Annotated in this window: 21 protein-coding genes and 1 pseudogene; 20 read left to right on the top strand and 2 right to left on the bottom strand. The window is 37.9% G+C overall.

Translation table 11 applies throughout. The features are described 5' to 3' along the window. Window positions 1-4: 4 nt before the first annotated feature. The 5 genes from ftsY to MUN87_RS01170 all read left to right on the top strand — a co-directional run bounded on the left by ftsY (window position 5) and on the right by MUN87_RS01170 (window position 3,376). Window positions 5-1,003 carry a signal recognition particle-docking protein FtsY gene (ftsY, locus tag MUN87_RS01150; RefSeq protein ID WP_244745267.1) on the top strand — a complete coding sequence of 333 codons (999 nt, stop codon included), beginning with the start codon at window positions 5-7 and terminating at the stop codon, window positions 1,001-1,003. 80 nt (window positions 1,004-1,083) lie between these two features. Then, window positions 1,084-1,410, top strand: a complete 327-nt coding sequence (locus MUN87_RS01155; RefSeq protein WP_244745299.1) for a putative DNA-binding protein — start codon at window positions 1,084-1,086, stop codon at window positions 1,408-1,410. A gap of 12 nt (window positions 1,411-1,422) precedes the next feature. Beyond that, complete coding sequence (gene ffh, locus MUN87_RS01160; RefSeq protein WP_244745314.1) at window positions 1,423-2,784, top strand: signal recognition particle protein; 1,362 nt, start codon at window positions 1,423-1,425, stop codon at window positions 2,782-2,784. 77 nt (window positions 2,785-2,861) lie between these two features. Next, complete coding sequence (gene rpsP, locus MUN87_RS01165; protein ID WP_244745349.1) at window positions 2,862-3,131, top strand: 30S ribosomal protein S16; 270 nt, start codon at window positions 2,862-2,864, stop codon at window positions 3,129-3,131. Between the two features lie 17 nt (window positions 3,132-3,148). Then, window positions 3,149-3,376, top strand: coding sequence for a KH domain-containing protein (locus MUN87_RS01170; protein ID WP_244745354.1), 228 nt, complete (start codon window positions 3,149-3,151; stop codon window positions 3,374-3,376). A 217-nt stretch (window positions 3,377-3,593) separates the two neighbouring features. On the opposite strand, the gene MUN87_RS01175 is transcribed toward MUN87_RS01170, so the two are convergent. Beyond that, a complete protein-coding gene (locus tag MUN87_RS01175) occupies window positions 3,594-3,830 on the bottom strand; it encodes a hypothetical protein (RefSeq protein WP_244745356.1) in 237 nt (78 codons plus the stop codon). A gap of 88 nt (window positions 3,831-3,918) precedes the next feature. Here MUN87_RS01175 and MUN87_RS01180 point away from each other — a divergent pair, with 88 nt between their 5' ends. The 3 genes from MUN87_RS01180 to MUN87_RS01190 all read left to right on the top strand — a co-directional run bounded on the left by MUN87_RS01180 (window position 3,919) and on the right by MUN87_RS01190 (window position 4,900). Next, the gene (locus MUN87_RS01180) at window positions 3,919-4,089 is read left to right on the top strand and encodes a hypothetical protein (protein ID WP_244745359.1); all 171 of its coding nucleotides are present in this window, start codon (window positions 3,919-3,921) and stop codon (window positions 4,087-4,089) included. 19 nt (window positions 4,090-4,108) lie between these two features. Further along, a complete protein-coding gene (locus MUN87_RS01185; protein WP_244745363.1) occupies window positions 4,109-4,405 on the top strand; it encodes a hypothetical protein in 297 nt (98 codons plus the stop codon). Window positions 4,406-4,648: 243 nt separating this feature from the next. Continuing rightward, window positions 4,649-4,900, top strand: coding sequence for a YesK family protein (locus MUN87_RS01190; RefSeq protein WP_244745366.1), 252 nt, complete (start codon window positions 4,649-4,651; stop codon window positions 4,898-4,900). Here the strand turns inward: MUN87_RS01190 and MUN87_RS01195 are convergent. After that, a pseudogene (locus MUN87_RS01195) lies at window positions 4,897-5,725 on the bottom strand (transposase); the annotation flags it as partial. The gene MUN87_RS01190 and the pseudogene MUN87_RS01195 sit on opposite strands and share 4 nt — an antisense overlap. 425 nt (window positions 5,726-6,150) lie before the next feature. On the opposite strand from MUN87_RS01195, the gene MUN87_RS01200 reads away from it, so the two are divergent. The 12 genes from MUN87_RS01200 (at window position 6,151) to sucC (ending at window position 16,228) form a co-directional block, all read left to right on the top strand. After that, window positions 6,151-6,525, top strand: a complete 375-nt coding sequence (locus tag MUN87_RS01200) for a YesK family protein (RefSeq protein WP_244745371.1) — start codon at window positions 6,151-6,153, stop codon at window positions 6,523-6,525. Between the two features lie 402 nt (window positions 6,526-6,927). Beyond that, a complete protein-coding gene (locus MUN87_RS01205) occupies window positions 6,928-7,128 on the top strand; it encodes a hypothetical protein (RefSeq protein WP_244745373.1) in 201 nt (66 codons plus the stop codon). 672 nt (window positions 7,129-7,800) lie between these two features. Next, the gene (locus tag MUN87_RS01210; protein WP_244745376.1) at window positions 7,801-8,187 is read left to right on the top strand and encodes a YlqD family protein; all 387 of its coding nucleotides are present in this window, start codon (window positions 7,801-7,803) and stop codon (window positions 8,185-8,187) included. A 17-nt stretch (window positions 8,188-8,204) separates the two neighbouring features. Beyond that, window positions 8,205-8,714 (top strand): ribosome maturation factor RimM, encoded by a 510-nt coding sequence (gene rimM / locus MUN87_RS01215; protein ID WP_244745408.1) that lies wholly within the window; start codon window positions 8,205-8,207, stop codon window positions 8,712-8,714. Continuing rightward, complete coding sequence (trmD, locus tag MUN87_RS01220) at window positions 8,714-9,457, top strand: tRNA (guanosine(37)-N1)-methyltransferase TrmD (RefSeq protein WP_244745425.1); 744 nt, start codon at window positions 8,714-8,716, stop codon at window positions 9,455-9,457. Before rimM ends, trmD begins: the two co-directional genes overlap by 1 nt. A gap of 117 nt (window positions 9,458-9,574) precedes the next feature. Continuing rightward, a complete protein-coding gene (gene rplS, locus MUN87_RS01225) occupies window positions 9,575-9,919 on the top strand; it encodes a 50S ribosomal protein L19 (RefSeq protein WP_244717584.1) in 345 nt (114 codons plus the stop codon). Between the two features lie 105 nt (window positions 9,920-10,024). Then, window positions 10,025-10,576 carry a signal peptidase I gene (gene lepB, locus MUN87_RS01230; protein WP_244745428.1) on the top strand — a complete coding sequence of 184 codons (552 nt, stop codon included), beginning with the start codon at window positions 10,025-10,027 and terminating at the stop codon, window positions 10,574-10,576. 24 nt (window positions 10,577-10,600) lie between these two features. Beyond that, on the top strand, window positions 10,601-11,464 hold the full coding sequence (gene ylqF / locus MUN87_RS01235) for a ribosome biogenesis GTPase YlqF (protein ID WP_244745449.1): 864 nt from the start codon (window positions 10,601-10,603) through the stop codon (window positions 11,462-11,464). Between the two features lie 82 nt (window positions 11,465-11,546). Next, on the top strand, window positions 11,547-12,305 hold the full coding sequence (rnhB, locus tag MUN87_RS01240) for a ribonuclease HII (RefSeq protein ID WP_244745451.1): 759 nt from the start codon (window positions 11,547-11,549) through the stop codon (window positions 12,303-12,305). A 15-nt stretch (window positions 12,306-12,320) separates the two neighbouring features. Continuing rightward, complete coding sequence (locus MUN87_RS01245; protein ID WP_244745453.1) at window positions 12,321-14,153, top strand: TP0910 N-terminal domain-containing protein; 1,833 nt, start codon at window positions 12,321-12,323, stop codon at window positions 14,151-14,153. Further along, window positions 14,150-14,431, top strand: coding sequence for an EscU/YscU/HrcU family type III secretion system export apparatus switch protein (locus MUN87_RS01250; RefSeq protein WP_244745455.1), 282 nt, complete (start codon window positions 14,150-14,152; stop codon window positions 14,429-14,431). Before MUN87_RS01245 ends, MUN87_RS01250 begins: the two co-directional genes overlap by 4 nt. 630 nt (window positions 14,432-15,061) lie before the next feature. After that, window positions 15,062-16,228, top strand: coding sequence for an ADP-forming succinate--CoA ligase subunit beta (gene sucC, locus MUN87_RS01255; RefSeq protein ID WP_244745457.1), 1,167 nt, complete (start codon window positions 15,062-15,064; stop codon window positions 16,226-16,228). Window positions 16,229-16,234 lie beyond the last annotated feature (6 nt).

Here is a 16,234-nt window from a genome sequence, read left to right on the forward strand (position 1 = left end):
TAATGTGAGTTTCCTAAAAAAATTAAAAGATAAATTCCAATCCAATAATCAAGAACAAGAGGAAGTTACAGACAAATATAAAGATGGTCTGAGTAAGACAAGAAAATCCTTTTCAGAAAAAATTAACGACCTAGTTGCCCGCTATCGAAAAGTAGATGAAGAATTCTTCGAAGACTTGGAAGAAGTATTGATAGCTGCAGATGTTGGTGTTACAACTGTTATGGAATTAATTGAAGAGCTGGAAATGGAAGTGAAACGTCGTAACATTAAAGATACAAAAGAAGTTAAAGAAGTGATTTCAGAAAAGCTTGTAGAGATTTACCAGGGAGAAGATAATGAAACAGAAGATACCTCCTTAAATATGCAACAAGATGAGTTGACTGTTATTTTGTTTGTAGGTGTCAACGGAGTTGGAAAAACAACAACCATCGGAAAACTGGCGCACCAATTAAAAACAGAAGGAAAACAAGTTCTGCTTACTGCTGGTGATACGTTCCGTGCCGGTGCTATTCAGCAATTAAATGAATGGGGGAACCGTGTCGGTGTTGATGTTATCAAGCATAGCGAAGGAAGTGATCCGGCAGCAGTTATCTATGATGGGATTCAGGCTGCGAAATCACGGAATGCCGATGTTTTATTATGTGATACAGCAGGACGTCTGCAAAATAAAGTCAACCTGATGAATGAACTAGCCAAAGTGAAACGTGTCATTGAACGCGAAGTACCAAACGCACCACATGAAGTGTTATTAGTACTAGATGCAACTACAGGACAGAATGCACTAAGCCAAGCGAAAACATTCTCTCAATCAACCGAGGTGTCAGGAATCGTCTTAACGAAACTAGATGGTACGGCAAAAGGTGGTATTGTGCTTGCTATTCGTAATGAACTGGGGATCCCGGTTAAACTCGTCGGTTTAGGTGAGAAGGTGACCGACCTGCAAACTTTTGATCCTCAGGCATTTGTCTATGGACTATTTGCAGATATGATCGAAGAAGAGTAAGCCTGAAAAACTTGACAGTTGTTCTTCAGGATGAGTAGACTAAAATGTAAAGGCATTTTACTTAACGAGGAGTCCTTTTTATGTTAGATAGAACGACAAGGATTAATGCACTGTATGATTTTTATCAAGAACTATTAACAGAGAAACAGCGCAGTTATATGGAAATGTACTATTTAGAAGATTTTTCACTAGGTGAAATTTCCGAGACATCGAATGTATCTAGGCAAGCGATCTATGATAATATTCGAAGAACGGAACAAATGCTCGAGGAATATGAGCAAAAGCTTGGATTATATCAGAAATTTCTTGTGCGGCAATCACTTCTGAAAGAAATAAGTGAGATTGCTGATGAAAGAAATGATGAACAATTAAAGATGAAGATAGAAGCAATTATTGAAATCGAATAGGGGGCGAATAGTATGGCATTTGAAGGTTTAGCCGACCGCCTGCAGAATACCATTCAAAAGATTAAAGGAAAAGGTAAAGTAAGCGAGCAAGACGTAAAAGAAATGACTCGTGAGGTCCGCTTAGCTTTATTAGAGGCAGATGTAAACTTTAAAGTAGTAAAAGATTTTGTGAAAAAAGTGAAAGAACGTGCAGTTGGTCAGGAAGTAATGGAAAGTCTTACGCCTGGACAGCAGGTTATTAAAGTGGTGAAGGAAGAATTAACAGCCTTGATGGGCGGAGATGAGAGCAAGATTGCAGTAGCTGATCGTCCGCCGACAGTGATTATGATGGTCGGTTTACAGGGTGCAGGTAAAACAACCACAACAGGAAAATTAGCTAATTTATTACGAAAGAAATATAACCGGAACCCGTTGCTTGTAGCAGGTGACGTATATCGTCCAGCGGCAATTGATCAATTGGAAACACTAGGAAAACAGTTAAATATTCCGGTATATGCAGAAGGTACAGACGCTAATCCGGTAGACATTGTTAACAATGCCATGGAGAAAGCAAAGGAAGAACACCTTGACTATGTCCTTATTGATACAGCGGGGCGACTACACGTTGATAATGAGTTAATGGACGAATTAATTCAAATTAAAGCAAATGTCAATCCTGATGAAGTATTCCTTGTAGTTGATTCCATGACAGGGCAGGATGCTGTAAATGTGGCTGAAAGCTTTAATGAACAATTGGATGTTACTGGTGTCGTTTTAACAAAACTTGACGGTGACACTCGTGGTGGGGCAGCATTATCGATTAAAGCTGTTACAGATAAACCGATTAAGTTTGCTGGTATGGGAGAAAAGCTTGATCAATTGGAAGTCTTCCATCCAGAACGTATGGCATCACGTATTCTGGGAATGGGCGATGTGCTATCTTTAATTGAAAAAGCCCAGGAGAATGTTGACGAGAAACGAGCGAAAGAATTAGAAGAAAAAATGAGATCTGCTTCATTTACCTTCGATGATTTTCTTGAACAGATGGGTCAAGTTAAAAATATGGGACCACTTGATGAATTGATTGATATGATACCGGGTGCCAATAAGATGAAAGGTCTTAAGAACGTAGACTTTGATGAAAAGCAGATTACACATGTTGAAGCGATCATTCAATCGATGACAGCACAGGAGCGTCAAGATCCAAGTGTTATCAATGCAGGTCGCCGAAAACGGATTGCTAAAGGTTCAGGTCGTTCAGTATCGGAAGTGAACCGTTTGTTAAAGCAATTTGAAGAAATGAAAAAAATGATGAAACAAATGACAAATATGCAGCAAGGAAAGAAAGGGAAAAAGCGTAAAAAACAAAAAGGATTAAATTTTCCGTTCATGTAAGGTAAAAACACTTTACAGACTAAAATAAATCTGATACAATTCTTTCTTGTGAGATATTAATTTGGAGGTGTAGCAAAATGGCAGTTAAAATTCGTTTAAAACGTATGGGTTCTAAAAGAAATCCATTTTACCGTATTGTAGTGGCGGATTCTCGTTCACCACGTGACGGACGTATCATTGAACAAATTGGAACATATAATCCGGTAGTAAACCCGGTTGAAGTGTCATTAGATGAAGACAAAGCGCTAGATTGGATGACTAAAGGTGCGAAACCAAGTGATACGGTACGCAACTTATTCTCTAAAGAAGGCGTCATGACTAAATTCCACGAATCAAAAAATCAATAATAAAGTGATGTGATTCGATGAAATCATTGATTGAAACAATCGTAGAACCATTAGTAGATCATCCTGAAGAAATTGTTGTCACGGAAAAAGAAGAGGATAATAAACACATTTTTCATCTTCATGTTCATGAGAATGATGTCGGAAAAGTGATCGGCAAAAATGGTCGCATTGCCAAATCAATTCGAACAGTTGTTTATGCAGCTGGGATGAAATCTAATAAAAGAATTTATTTAGATATCATGTAAAGAGGGAGGCTTCCAAAGCCCCCTCTTTTTCTATGTTCATTTTTTATTTGTATATATGTTAAAGATTGTTAATCTTAATGGATATTTGTGTGATTAGTAAAAGTTATATAATACCCAGACTATTTTAAACGAAATAGATTAATAATCCTATAATCCCTAAAAGTCAATGCTTTTAGGGTTCAAAAATTTGTAATAAACTTATTACCAGCTGGAGCTTTTAAGAACAACAATCGACGGCATCATCTTTAGCGTCATCAGGTATAAGTATTTTATCATTTTCAATTTTATAAGGTATATCATTATCTTCTAATCTTTCTATTAACAGATCACTATTTATTGTATCTGCCCACTCGACAAACTCTTCTTGATATTTTTCTGATTGACATGCGCTTAGAACCAAAGCAGTAGAGACTAGAATCGTTAAAATTATTTGTTTTTTTAAAAATTTCAACATTTTCATAAAAACTCCCTTTTATTTGAGATTTGTGTGCTATACTTTATAACGCGTACACCACTAAATTATACCATATGAGTAAATTTATATGAAAGATAAGGTGGTTGGAAGTATTAGTGATTTAACAGTTGCAGAGTGGTCAGATGTGGCAGAAGATACCTTATATCTAGCAGAAGAAAACCCTGGCTTATCCAAGGAAGAATTAAAAGATCTCGTATATCGAGAATATATGGCGAAGGTTAATGAAAACCAGGTTTAGACTTATTACTTTGGGTGGTATGAAGGGAAAAAAAGCTAACGTATGCGCATTAAATCCAATTGATTGTACGAGGGTGAAATCTGCGGCGGATTCAGCAACCTCATCAGCAAGTGCTAGATATGTATTCTCAGTTCCCCATAACGGTAACGGATGTATTGATAAATTAATGACGAATTCTATTGTATCGAATGAAGCTAAAAAATTTGCAGAAGCTCATGAGTGTAGAGCATCAGGTCAGCCTGCTAATGAACACTATCCTGTTTCTGTGTCAGAGATGCTTTCTGGTATTTCAATATTTCAACCTCCAACCATATAGTTAAAGTAAAATAAGAACCCACGTCGAACTAATAACGGCGTGGGTTCTTATTTTTGCCTTCTTATAAAAGAAACTCCTTTTCATGCTTCCGGGGGTAAGGCCAAGCACTTCATCGGATCGCAGCACATATTTAGATTATAGGTTTTTGTGTTCCATTGACATATATAGTTAAATGATGTAATTTAAACAAAATGATGTAAATAAAAATGTGACCCGTTAATTGTTGAAACAGGAGGTGTTTGCTTGTTCTTGTTTATTCCGATTGCTATTGGTGCTGTGATTGGCGTTATTGTACTATTTTTAACGAAATTACTAAGAAATAAAAGCGCTTTTTACCATAAACTTCCTTCTGTAATAGCTATGATAGGTGTTGTTATTCTATTAGTCGTTAGTTTTGACGTCCGAGGTTTCGAAGGTGCTTCATATGCTATTGTAGGTATTACAATATTGATTTTCTCAATTGTTTCATTTACTAAATCGATAAAATTGAATTAAAAAAGAGGCTGGGACATAACTAGCCAAAAATAACGAAAAAAGTTTACGATCATCGTTGCGGTGTACTTTTTCAAGTTCACCGCCATGAAGGCGAACCCTAATTCATTTGTTACTTTCTTTTGGCTTCTCACCGACAGGCGAGCAAAACACAAATTAGCCTTTAAAAATCCAAAAAACTGGTTCCACATCTAATTTACGCTTGCTGTAAATCTCGCCAGTTTTCTCGCTTGAAAACTTTTGTCTAATGTATTCTTTTCGTCGTTCCCATTTTTCATTATAGTACACTTTTCGGTTATTCCCTTCCTTAGCTTTCGTGCATTGGGTACGTATTGGACAAACAGAACAGTCCTCGCATTCATAGACCTTAAATGTTCGAGTAGCCCCTACTTATTGGTTCGATTGGAGGTGTAGGTAAACGTCAACATTTTCCATTTGGTCTTCCGCATACTTCTTTTTCTTCTCTTTTCGATATTGATTATAGTTAATGAATGGCGTTCGCTTACGATGGTTCGTCACATCTTCATAATTTTGTTCACTACCATAGCTTGCATCCGCAACGATATAGGCAAGTAGATCGAAGAAATCTCCTCAATGTTATCAGGGAAAGGGATGAATGTTCGCGTGACCGTCGGGTTTGGGAATACATCATAAGCTAACGCATATTGTCCTTCCATCGCTAATTGCACATTGTATCCTGTTTTTAGTTGATCGTTCTCCCTATAATCATTTTTCATTCGCATTAAAGTTGGCATCATGATCGGTCTTCGAGTAACTGTTCCGTTCTCCAAAAATGTCCATGTCGTTTTGGTATTTTCGTTTGCGTGCTTCCGAGGTGGAGAAATGAAAGTTGAAGAGTTAGACAATGATGTAAAGGATGTTATTCATGAACATATACTTACTTGCAATGAATACAGCCGTTTATATGTAGATATTAAAAAGACCGAAATACCAGCTATTGATAACAATTCGAACAATACCCATATCGCACCTTTAAAAAATTTAAGAAGACTATATATAGGATTATTAATATTTTTGGTAATTTGTTAGGCTTGTTATTCTTATTTTATATTTTTCGCGAATTCTTTTGGAAGTACTCCTGATTTATTTGAGGAAGTCTTACAAGCAAATATTACTATATTTTAACTTCCATTATTTATTCTGTAAGTTATGTTTTAACATATTTTAATTTTAAGCATAAATCGATACAATTCTAAGAAAAATAGTTGATTTTATTGAGGGGGGTTCCTTGAGTGCTATTTGTTTATATTTTATTTGGTTTATTTCTGGGATTGAATGTTTTCTACTATAGTTATATTAAAATTAATAAAACGAAATTCCTTTTTATTCCGCCAATTGTCGTCTTTTTGTTAGCAATTGCTTGCACCGTTTATGGTTTAATGAGCACAGACAACGGTTGGGATGGAATGACATATGGCATAATAGGTTTTGGGGTTTTATTTTCTTCCATTGTGGGGACAGCGTTATTACCTTTTCTATACAGTTATACAATTCATTCATTGAGCAAAAACGTAAAAAGGTATACGATGTTAATTTTAGGTTTAGGTTTCATGGCGTGTTTAATGCTTATATTGTTCCCTGATCCATTCTTAGGTATTCTGGATTAAAGTACAGTATAGTCGCTACCAATAATAAACCAATTAAATGGAAGGAGGCCATTTCGTTATGGAGGAAAATAATAAAAGTTACTCTTGGCGAAGTTACTTCTATCTAATTTCAAGTGTCACATTGACGTTTTTAATGTTTTTTTCTCATTCTATTTTGAAGATGCTTGGTTTGGTGTTCAATCAGGTGGTTAATAAATATGAGAATTGAGGAAAATGTCTTTTGCAGTTAAAAGGGAAAAAAACAATAATGCAACCGGATGCCACTTTTGCAGTAATAATTCCTGCTATTATGGTACTCGCCTGGTGATGGTCTGGATCTGCTAGAACAATCTAGGAAAGCATCATGGCATTTGTAACCCATTCCACAAACAAACATCATGGTAAAAGCAGCATTAGTCATTTTTGATACCACTTCCGGGGAACGTTTCTCATACGGAAGGGTTTGATACTGAAGCAACAGCAGATACAGCTCATGCAGAAGAGAATATTACAACGGCAAGGGCTTCTCGCGTGGAAGGAGGAAGTGCTGCTCGTTTGAGGAATCCAGCTCCTAACTTAGCAAGTGGTTGGGGTTCTCACGCCGATATCGGAATTTGGCGATGACAATTTGCTTCCGATCGTGTATCTGGACAGCGATTTCTCTCGCTTTTTAAATGTACAAGGTCTATATCAGATAGCAGGACGATTAAGACAAGCTGCAACTAAAAGCAAAAAACAGCCAATAAAAACGAAATAACGGACGATTGGGTTGCGTTTTTCATTCCTTTTTTTGTTTTATCTGCAATATAATGTAAGGTATCTTTATACTTAAAATTGAGGTGACTTCTTATGAAAAATAAATATTCAAAGATCACTTTTATAATTACCTTGTTTTCTGTGATTCTATTTTCTTTATTTTGGTATTTTGATTCTTTAGGAAAAACCAGTCTAAATTTTTATTTTTGCAGACTAGTGGTATATTAATTCTTCTGTCTTTTATCCCGATGATATTAGCTTTTAGAAAAAGCGAAACAAGTATACTAAAATACAGTGGTATATTCTGCATATTTGTTTTTATGTTAATATTTTTTGCAATTTCAATGTTTTTTCTTGATGAATTTTAAAAAAACGTGCCATCAACTAATGGCATGTTTTTTATTCTGATTTTATAATCCACGGTGTTTCACGCTTTATTAATGGTGTTCTGTAAACAGAGACTTGCGCTTTCGAATCTGTGCATGCTATTCTTTTATTAATAGATCGTACTCTTGAATAGGATTGAAAGAGGATGAAATAATGAAGATAATAAAAAAAGTTGCTATCAAAAAAATTGTAACCGATCAAAGCAAAGCAGAGCTAAGGGAAGAATATCAATTTAAGATTTTTAAGTTGGAGCAGGAATGCGAGCAATTGAAATTTGAACAAAAAAAATTGGAGCAGCGCTCTTCAAACAAAAAAGCAGATATCGCAACACGTTTTAAAAAAGAAATATCCAATCGTAAAGATCAAATTAAATGGTATAAATACAAATTGGAGCAACTGGAAATTCTCCCGGTTGGCAGTGAAATGAGCGAAGGAGAAGTGGATGCGATCATTGATGTCGAAGAAGGAATGAATTGGGATGATATAACCAGTCAAAGATCGATCATCATTCAAGATGGAACGATTACTAAAATTACATAATAGGTGGTTAACGAAACATGGAACATTTAAAGGTAGGCAAAATAGTAAATACTCACGGGATAAGAGGAGAAGTGCGTGTGATTCGAATCACGGATTTCGAGGAACGATTTGAAGCAGGGACAACCTTATACATTAAATCAAAGGCTTCAGATACATTGACCCCAGTTACTATTGATGGACATCGTGTCCATAAAAATTTTGATTTATTACATTTTCAAGGTTATGAGAATATTAACGATGTAGAAAAATTTAAGGATTCCACCTTGCTTATTCGAACAGAGCAGTTGACAGAACTGGAAGAGAACGAGTTTTATTATCATGAAATAATTGGCTGTGAAGTAGAGACGGTTAGCGGCGAGGTGTTAGGTAAAGTTAGTGAAATCCTGTCACCAGGTGCAAATGACGTCTGGGTAGTAAAACAAAAAGGGAAGGAATACTTAATTCCTTATATTGAAGACATCGTGAAAGAAGTAGATATCGACAAACAACGAATTATAATTGAACCAATGGAAGGGTTATTAGACTGATGAAAATTGATGTATTATCCTTGTTTCCGGAGATGTTTCAAGGCGTGTTTCAATCATCCATATTGAGTAAAGCACATGAAGCAGGTGCTTTTCAATACAATTTTGTTAACTTTCGTGACTATACGGACAACAAACATAACAAAGTAGACGATTATCCTTATGGAGGCGGCGCCGGAATGGTATTGAAACCTCAGCCGATATTTGATGCGGTAGAAGCTGTGCAACAGGATGCCAAGTCTTCACCGCGCGTTATTTTGATGTGCCCTCAGGGCAAGCCATACACCCAAAAGAAAGCAGAAGAGTTAGCTAAGGAAGACCACTTGATCTTTATCTGTGGGCACTATGAAGGGTATGATGAGCGAATAAGAACAGAGTTAGTGACCGATGAAATTTCGATCGGCGACTATGTATTAACAGGTGGAGAACTAGGCGCAATGGTTGTTATTGACAGTGTGGTTCGTCTATTACCGAATGTATTAGGCAACGATGATTCAGCTGTGCAGGATTCCTTCTCAACTGGATTGCTCGAGCACCCTCATTATACACGACCTGCGGATTTCCGAGGTTTAACAGTGCCGGATGTTTTATTGTCTGGTAATCATGCTCATATTGATCAGTGGCGCAGAAAAGAAGCGTTAAAACGAACATTTCTTCGGAGAAGAGATCTATTGGTGGGAATGGATTTAACAGAGGAAGAACAGAAATGGATAAAAGAATGGGGATCAGAAGAAGAAAATAGTTGAAATCCTTGTGATGATATGCTATATTGATAGTTGTGCTTAAGTGAACGCTTAAGGTTAATAAACGATGTTCCGCTGCGTATAACGATATGAGCGTTGGTTTGGAAGGAGTGTAACAGAATGCAGAAATTAATCGAAGAAATTACAAAGGATCAATTGCGTACTGATTTACCTGAGTTCCGTGCTGGTGATACAGTAAAGGTACACGTGAAGGTTGTCGAGGGTAACCGTGAACGTATTCAGGTATTTGAAGGTGTTGTCATTAAACGCCAAAACGGTGGAATTAGTGAAACATTTACAGTTCGTAAAATTTCTTACGGTGTAGGGGTTGAACGTACATTCCCTGTGCATTCACCACGAGTTGATAAGATTGAAGTAACTCGTCGTGGTAAAGTTCGTCGTGCGAAGCTATATTACCTACGTAACTTACGTGGTAAAGCAGCTCGTATTAAAGAAATTCGCTAATGAATGTAATAATGTAAAAAAAGGAGCTTGCGTTGTCAGGCTCCTTTTTCTTCTATATAATAATAGAAAAAGGACTCGTGATGTTGTAGGGAAGGGATCTTTTACATGAAAGAAAAAAAGAAGGACTGGGTGGATTGGCTAAAAACAATAATAATTACTGTCTTGATCGTCATCTTCATCCGTTTGTTTATTGCGGTACCGATCGTCGTAGATGGTCCGTCCATGCTCCCAACACTTGAGAACAATGATCGTTTGATCGTTAATAAATTCCGTTTATTGATTGGTGAACCAGACCGTTTTGATGTCGTTGTTTTCCATGCCACCGCCAAAAGGGATTACATAAAAAGGGTGATCGGTTTGCCGGGTGATAAGATTGCTTACAAAGATGATCAATTATACGTGAATGGAAAGGCTGTAGCCGAATCGTTTATCGATGAACAAATCGCTAATGACGAATCGAAGTACACCACTAATTTCTCCTTAGAAGATATTCCGGGAAATATGGAAACTGTACCAGAAGGACATGTATTTGTATTAGGCGATAATCGTCCCAATTCTACCGACAGCAGACATTTAGGTGTCATTCCGATCGATGATATAGTTGGCATTGCGAGTTGGACATACTGGCCGTTGAATGAATTCGGTAAGGTCAACTAGCGTCAAAGAAAGAGGTATGCAAACATGACAATACAATGGTTTCCAGGACATATGGCAAAAGCAAAAAGAGAGGTACAGGAGAAGCTGAAATTAGTTGACTTTGTAATTGAACTGGTAGATGCAAGAGCCCCTCTCTCGTCTCAAAATCCACTTTTACACGAAGTTTTGAATCAAAAACCAAAAATGATAGTATTAATGAAGAAAGACTTGGCAGACACTGCAATAACTGCGAAATGGATTGATTACTTTAGAGCCCAGGATCATGTTGCTATTGCAGTAGATGTTAATGAACGTAAAGATATTCAGCATGTCGTACAGACAGCGAAAGATATGGCTAGTGACAAGATGGAACGGTTACGTAAGAAAGGCGTTCGCCCGAGACCGGCAAGAGCGATGATAGTAGGTATTCCGAATGTTGGAAAATCCACTTTGATAAACCGGTTAGTCAATAAGAAAATTGCAAAAACAGGGGACAAACCCGGTGTAACCAAGAGCCAACAATGGATCAAAGTAAAAAAAGAATTTGAACTGCTTGATACACCGGGAATTCTTTGGCCAAAATTCGAAGAAGAGATTATCGGTTATCGCTTGGCTGCGGTAGGTACGATAAAAGATCAACTGTTACCAATTGAGGATGTCGCGGCGTTTGTGATGAACTATTTAAAACAAAACTATCCTGCAGTCTTACAGGAAAGATTTCGTCTTGAACCGGATCAGGAAGACATGAGTGAAATATTTGAACATATCGGCAGGCAGCGTGGCTGTTTAGAATCTGGAGGACGGGTCAATTTCGAGAAGACAGCAGATATCATATTGCAGGATCTTCGTTCGGCAAGATTTGGCCCAATCACGTTGGAACAGCCAGAAATGGAAGAGAATAACAATTGAGTGTAAAGGAGCTGACTTTTGAGGCCAGCTCCTTTACTTTTTTGAGAAATAACCGATATGGTAAGAAATGAGGTTTTTTGAAATGAAAGAGAAATGGACAATTCGACAGATTAAAGAATATTTACTGAATGAAAAGCCTTCTGAAGAAGTGATGCGATCATTCTATCAGGATGAACGTAAAGGGGTTCAGACGCTATTAAAACAGCACGAGAATAAACAAGTTAAAGAGCAGCAAGAAAAAGACCAATTTGTTATGATGAGTAAGTTTGAACAGTCGTTATGGCAAAATAAGTATCGTTATATCGCTGGAGTCGATGAAGTCGGGCGTGGTCCGTTAGCAGGTCCGGTTGTTGCTGCCGCGGTCATATTGCCGGAAGACTTTCAATTACTCGGTATAAACGATTCCAAGAAGCTGTCAAAAAAACAAAGAGAATTATTTTATCAATATATTACCAAGCATGCGATTGATTACAAGATTGGAATTGTTGAAGCAGATGAGATTGATCGGATTAATATACTGCAGGCATCCAAACATGCGATGTCACAAGCAATAGAGCAATTAAATCAGGTAGATTATGCCTTAATTGATGCGGTGATGCTGGAGAATTTATCAATTCCACAAGAAGCTATTATTAAAGGGGATCAGAAAAGTATTTCGATTGCAGCGGCAAGTATCATTGCTAAGGTTACTCGTGATCAGTTGATGGATGATTTACATAACGAGTATCCGGCATATGCATTTAACCGAAATAGTGGTTACGGAACAAAGGATCATCTGCATGCGTTAGACCAATTTGGTATGACTCCGATCCATCGCAGAAGTTTCTTAAAATCACGGTAACAGGAGGTGAAGGAGATGGTGAATATTTCCGCAAAGCTGATTGAGAATACAATGGCGAGTGGGGCCATATCTAAGCAGCATCCATTAAGAACAGGTCAAATTCTGAATGGTAAAGTACTTGAATTATATCCTGGCCAACGGGCTGCCATTCAGTTAGGTGGAAAACAAATAATTGCACAGTTAGAAACTTCGCTATCTTCAAAACAGAGTTACCTTTTTCAAGTTACAGCCGTGGGGCAGTTGACCCAACTAAAAAAAATAACGGAAACACCAACACAACACAGAAATATGATCAGCGACCAACTGCTGCAACAGTTAGGAGTGGCGAACCAAAAGGAATTAAAAGCATTGCTGACTGAACTGATACAGCGGCAAATCCCGTTTACAGCGAAAAATGTACATGTACTCGCCCAATTATTCGACCAATTCGGGGCAAATCAAACAAATCGCAATGTATTACATACTATGATGCAGCAAAACTTACCTTTGACGGAGCAAGTTTTTTCCAGTGTTCGAACATTTCAATCAACGTCACTAGGGGAACAAATCAACCCATTGCTTCAACTATTGGCTGTGAAGGGGAATACCCAGAATACCCAGGTAATACAAGATTTACAGCAACAGCTACGTGCATTTACTGCGGATATAGCAGGAGGACAGTCCCTCGCGCGAATTCTAACAAAGAATGCTGCTATGGTTGATCAGTTGTTAAGTAAGGTCGCAGCAACAAGCGGTGGACAAGCGCAGACGCCTAGCTTATTTGATTCATCCGAAATTATTACTCAGATAGCGAATGGTAAGACACCTCCTGCTGCCGCGGTGCAATCATTTGTGACTGGTCTGCAAAGGCTGATGAATCAGCAGGTGATGATCAAGCCGAATGATCACCAGCTGATCCAAGCATTTCTGCAACGTTTATCGCAAAACAGTACCATTCAAGGTTCTTCCGGCCATATCAAAACAATCGTCGAGCAACAGCCTGTCTTGCAGAAAATGATCCAGCAAGCGCCAAATCAAGCACAACAAGTAGTCCAAAGCTGGTTGCAGGACCCGATGCCATCCATATCGTTGAAGCAGCAGGTGAGGTCGGTATATCAACACGTATATGACCAGCAATTAACGCAGCCTGAACAAAACCTGGCACGATCTCTGCTCTTACAGCTTACAAATGCTGACCAATCAGCGTTATCGGTCAAAGATCAATTTTTCCATTTGTTGAAACAGTTTATACTAACTAGTGGACTACAGGATGAAGCAATGCTGGCACAAGAGTTAACAAGTTCGCAAAATCAGCAATTTTCAAGAGATAGTGATTTGTCCATCAAACAGAATTTGCAGATTGCGAATCAGCAAGGAGATCTAACGACTGGCGCAGAACGCATTCAGCGATTGCTACAGACTTTAACAGGGATGCAGCTCAATATGATACAGCAGGACCCATCCATCCTTCAGCAAAGTTTTCAAATTCCAGGAGAACGATTCGGTTTAGCAGAAGATATCCGTTTGCAATTTGAAGGAAAAAAGAAACAAAACAGTGACGAAATTGACCCGGATTATTGCAGGATCTTATTTCACCTAGATTTACATACACTGGGTGAAACGTTAATAACAATGTCTATCCAAAAAAGGGTCATCAATCTTACGGTCTATACTGATCGAGAAATGGTGAAGCCGTTGCTCGAAGGGATGAAACCTGCTCTAAAGCAAAAGTTAGCAGATCTGGATTACCAGCTATCTTCTGTAAGTCAAAAAAGCCTCACAGAGGAACATATTCAAGAAAAAAGCGTGAGACATGCTATCACTAATACAGCACAGCCAGTATCAGAAGGGATTGATTTTCGTATATGACATCCAATGAAAACTATCGCAAAAGAGCAGCTGCCTTACAATATGACAGTAACAGTGATCAGGCACCAAAATTAACAGCATCAGGAAAAGGATATGTAGCAGAAGAAATTATTGAACGGGCAAGAGCGAACAACATTCCTGTACAATCAGACCCGTCCCTAGTCGCGCTGCTGTCAGAATTAAATATTAATGAGCAAATTCCAGAAGAATTATATCACGTCGTAGCAGAAGTTTTCGCATACATATACCAGGTAGATAAAAAGGCAGGCAGCAACTAACATTTCTTCAGCCACATAAGATAGAAACAGTAGTCTGACTGCTGATAATACGGGTTATGTTAACTCTGGATGTGATGTGGTAATTTAGACAATTCTGTTGTGTATAGCCAAATTACAATAATATGCTCCAAGTCCTGTGGGAAAAGAATTCAGCCAGAGTCTGCACAATGTCGTAGTACATGATTCATTTCATAATTACGACTAAGTTGTATTTACCTAGTCTGTAAGGATATAGGCTTAGTTGTTAGGAATAAAAGGTTTCATCAACCAGCAACCCCCCTCGCAAAAAGCCAAATAATCACTTCCTGCTTATCATTTTTCCAGTAAGCAAAGAAAAAGTGCAGTTACAGTGTAATCATACATTGTAGCACTTCCCTGAGCCAATTTCCGGAGCTTTGCGAAGAAGATAAATTACCTCAAAATCACCATTCAGCCATACAGCTTTTGTGTTAACATAATCCATATTATAGGTATTGTATATAGTTTATTTCTATTAGGACCGGGCGATTTATTCGCGGTTTTTCTAGATTCATAGAAAAAAGATAGACGAATTCATAGTATTTTCTAGACAATCAAAGGCAATGTTTTATACAATGAGAATGCAGTGATTAATTGATGGGAGGATGAAAGATGAATATTCACGAGTATCAAGGCAAAGAGATATTGCGTAGTTACGGTGTTGCTGTACCAAATGGTAAAGTAGCATATTCAGTAGATGAAGCTGTGAAGGCTGCGGAAGAACTTGGTTCAGCAGTTTCGGTAGTGAAAGCGCAAATTCACGCTGGGGGAAGAGGAAAAGCAGGCGGCGTGAAAGTAGCGAAGAATATCGAAGAAGTCCGTACATATGCTGATGAAATTCTAGGTAAAACATTAGTAACACATCAAACAGGTCCAGAAGGTAAAGAAGTAAAGCGTTTACTGATTGAAGAAGGATGCGATATTAAAAAAGAATATTATATCGGTCTTGTACTGGACAGAGCAACTTCATGTGTAACGATGATGGCTTCTGAGGAAGGCGGTACAGAGATTGAAGAAGTAGCCGCTGAAACACCTGAAAAAATCTTTAAAGAAGTGATTGACCCTGTAAGTGGGCTATTACCTTATCAAGCAAGAAGACTAGCTTTCAATATTAATATTCCAGCAGAGTATTTGTCGAAAGCGGTTAAATTTATGATGGGATTATATCAGGTATTTGTCGAAAAAGATTGTTCGATTGCTGAAATTAATCCGTTAGTAACAACTGGAGACGGAGATGTATTAGCATTAGATGCGAAGTTAAACTTCGATGATAATGCACTGTTCCGTCAGAAAGATATTGTAGAGTTTCGTGATTTAGATGAAGAAGATGAGAAAGAAATTGAAGCATCTAAATATGATTTAAGTTATATTGCCTTAGACGGCAACATTGGCTGTATGGTTAATGGTGCAGGTCTTGCGATGGCAACCATGGATATCATTAAACATTACAATGGTGATCCCGCAAACTTCCTTGATGTTGGGGGCGGTGCAACAGCTGAAAAAGTAACAGAAGCATTCAAAATTATTTTATCCGATCAGAATGTAAAAGGTATTTTTGTCAACATTTTCGGTGGAATCATGAAATGTGATGTTATTGCAGAAGGTGTCGTGACAGCGACGAAGGAAGTTGGTTTAACCATTCCTTTAGTTGTACGTTTAGAAGGTACGAACGTTGATGCTGGTAAGCGAATCTTAGCGGATTCCGGACTGAATATTACACCAGCAGAGTCAATGGCAGATGGTGCCGAGAAAATTGTTGCACTCGTTAATAAAGGGTAACTTTAA

It is taken from the genome of Gracilibacillus salinarum (genome assembly GCF_022919575.1).
GTDB lineage: Bacteria > Bacillota > Bacilli > Bacillales > Amphibacillaceae > Gracilibacillus > Gracilibacillus salinarum.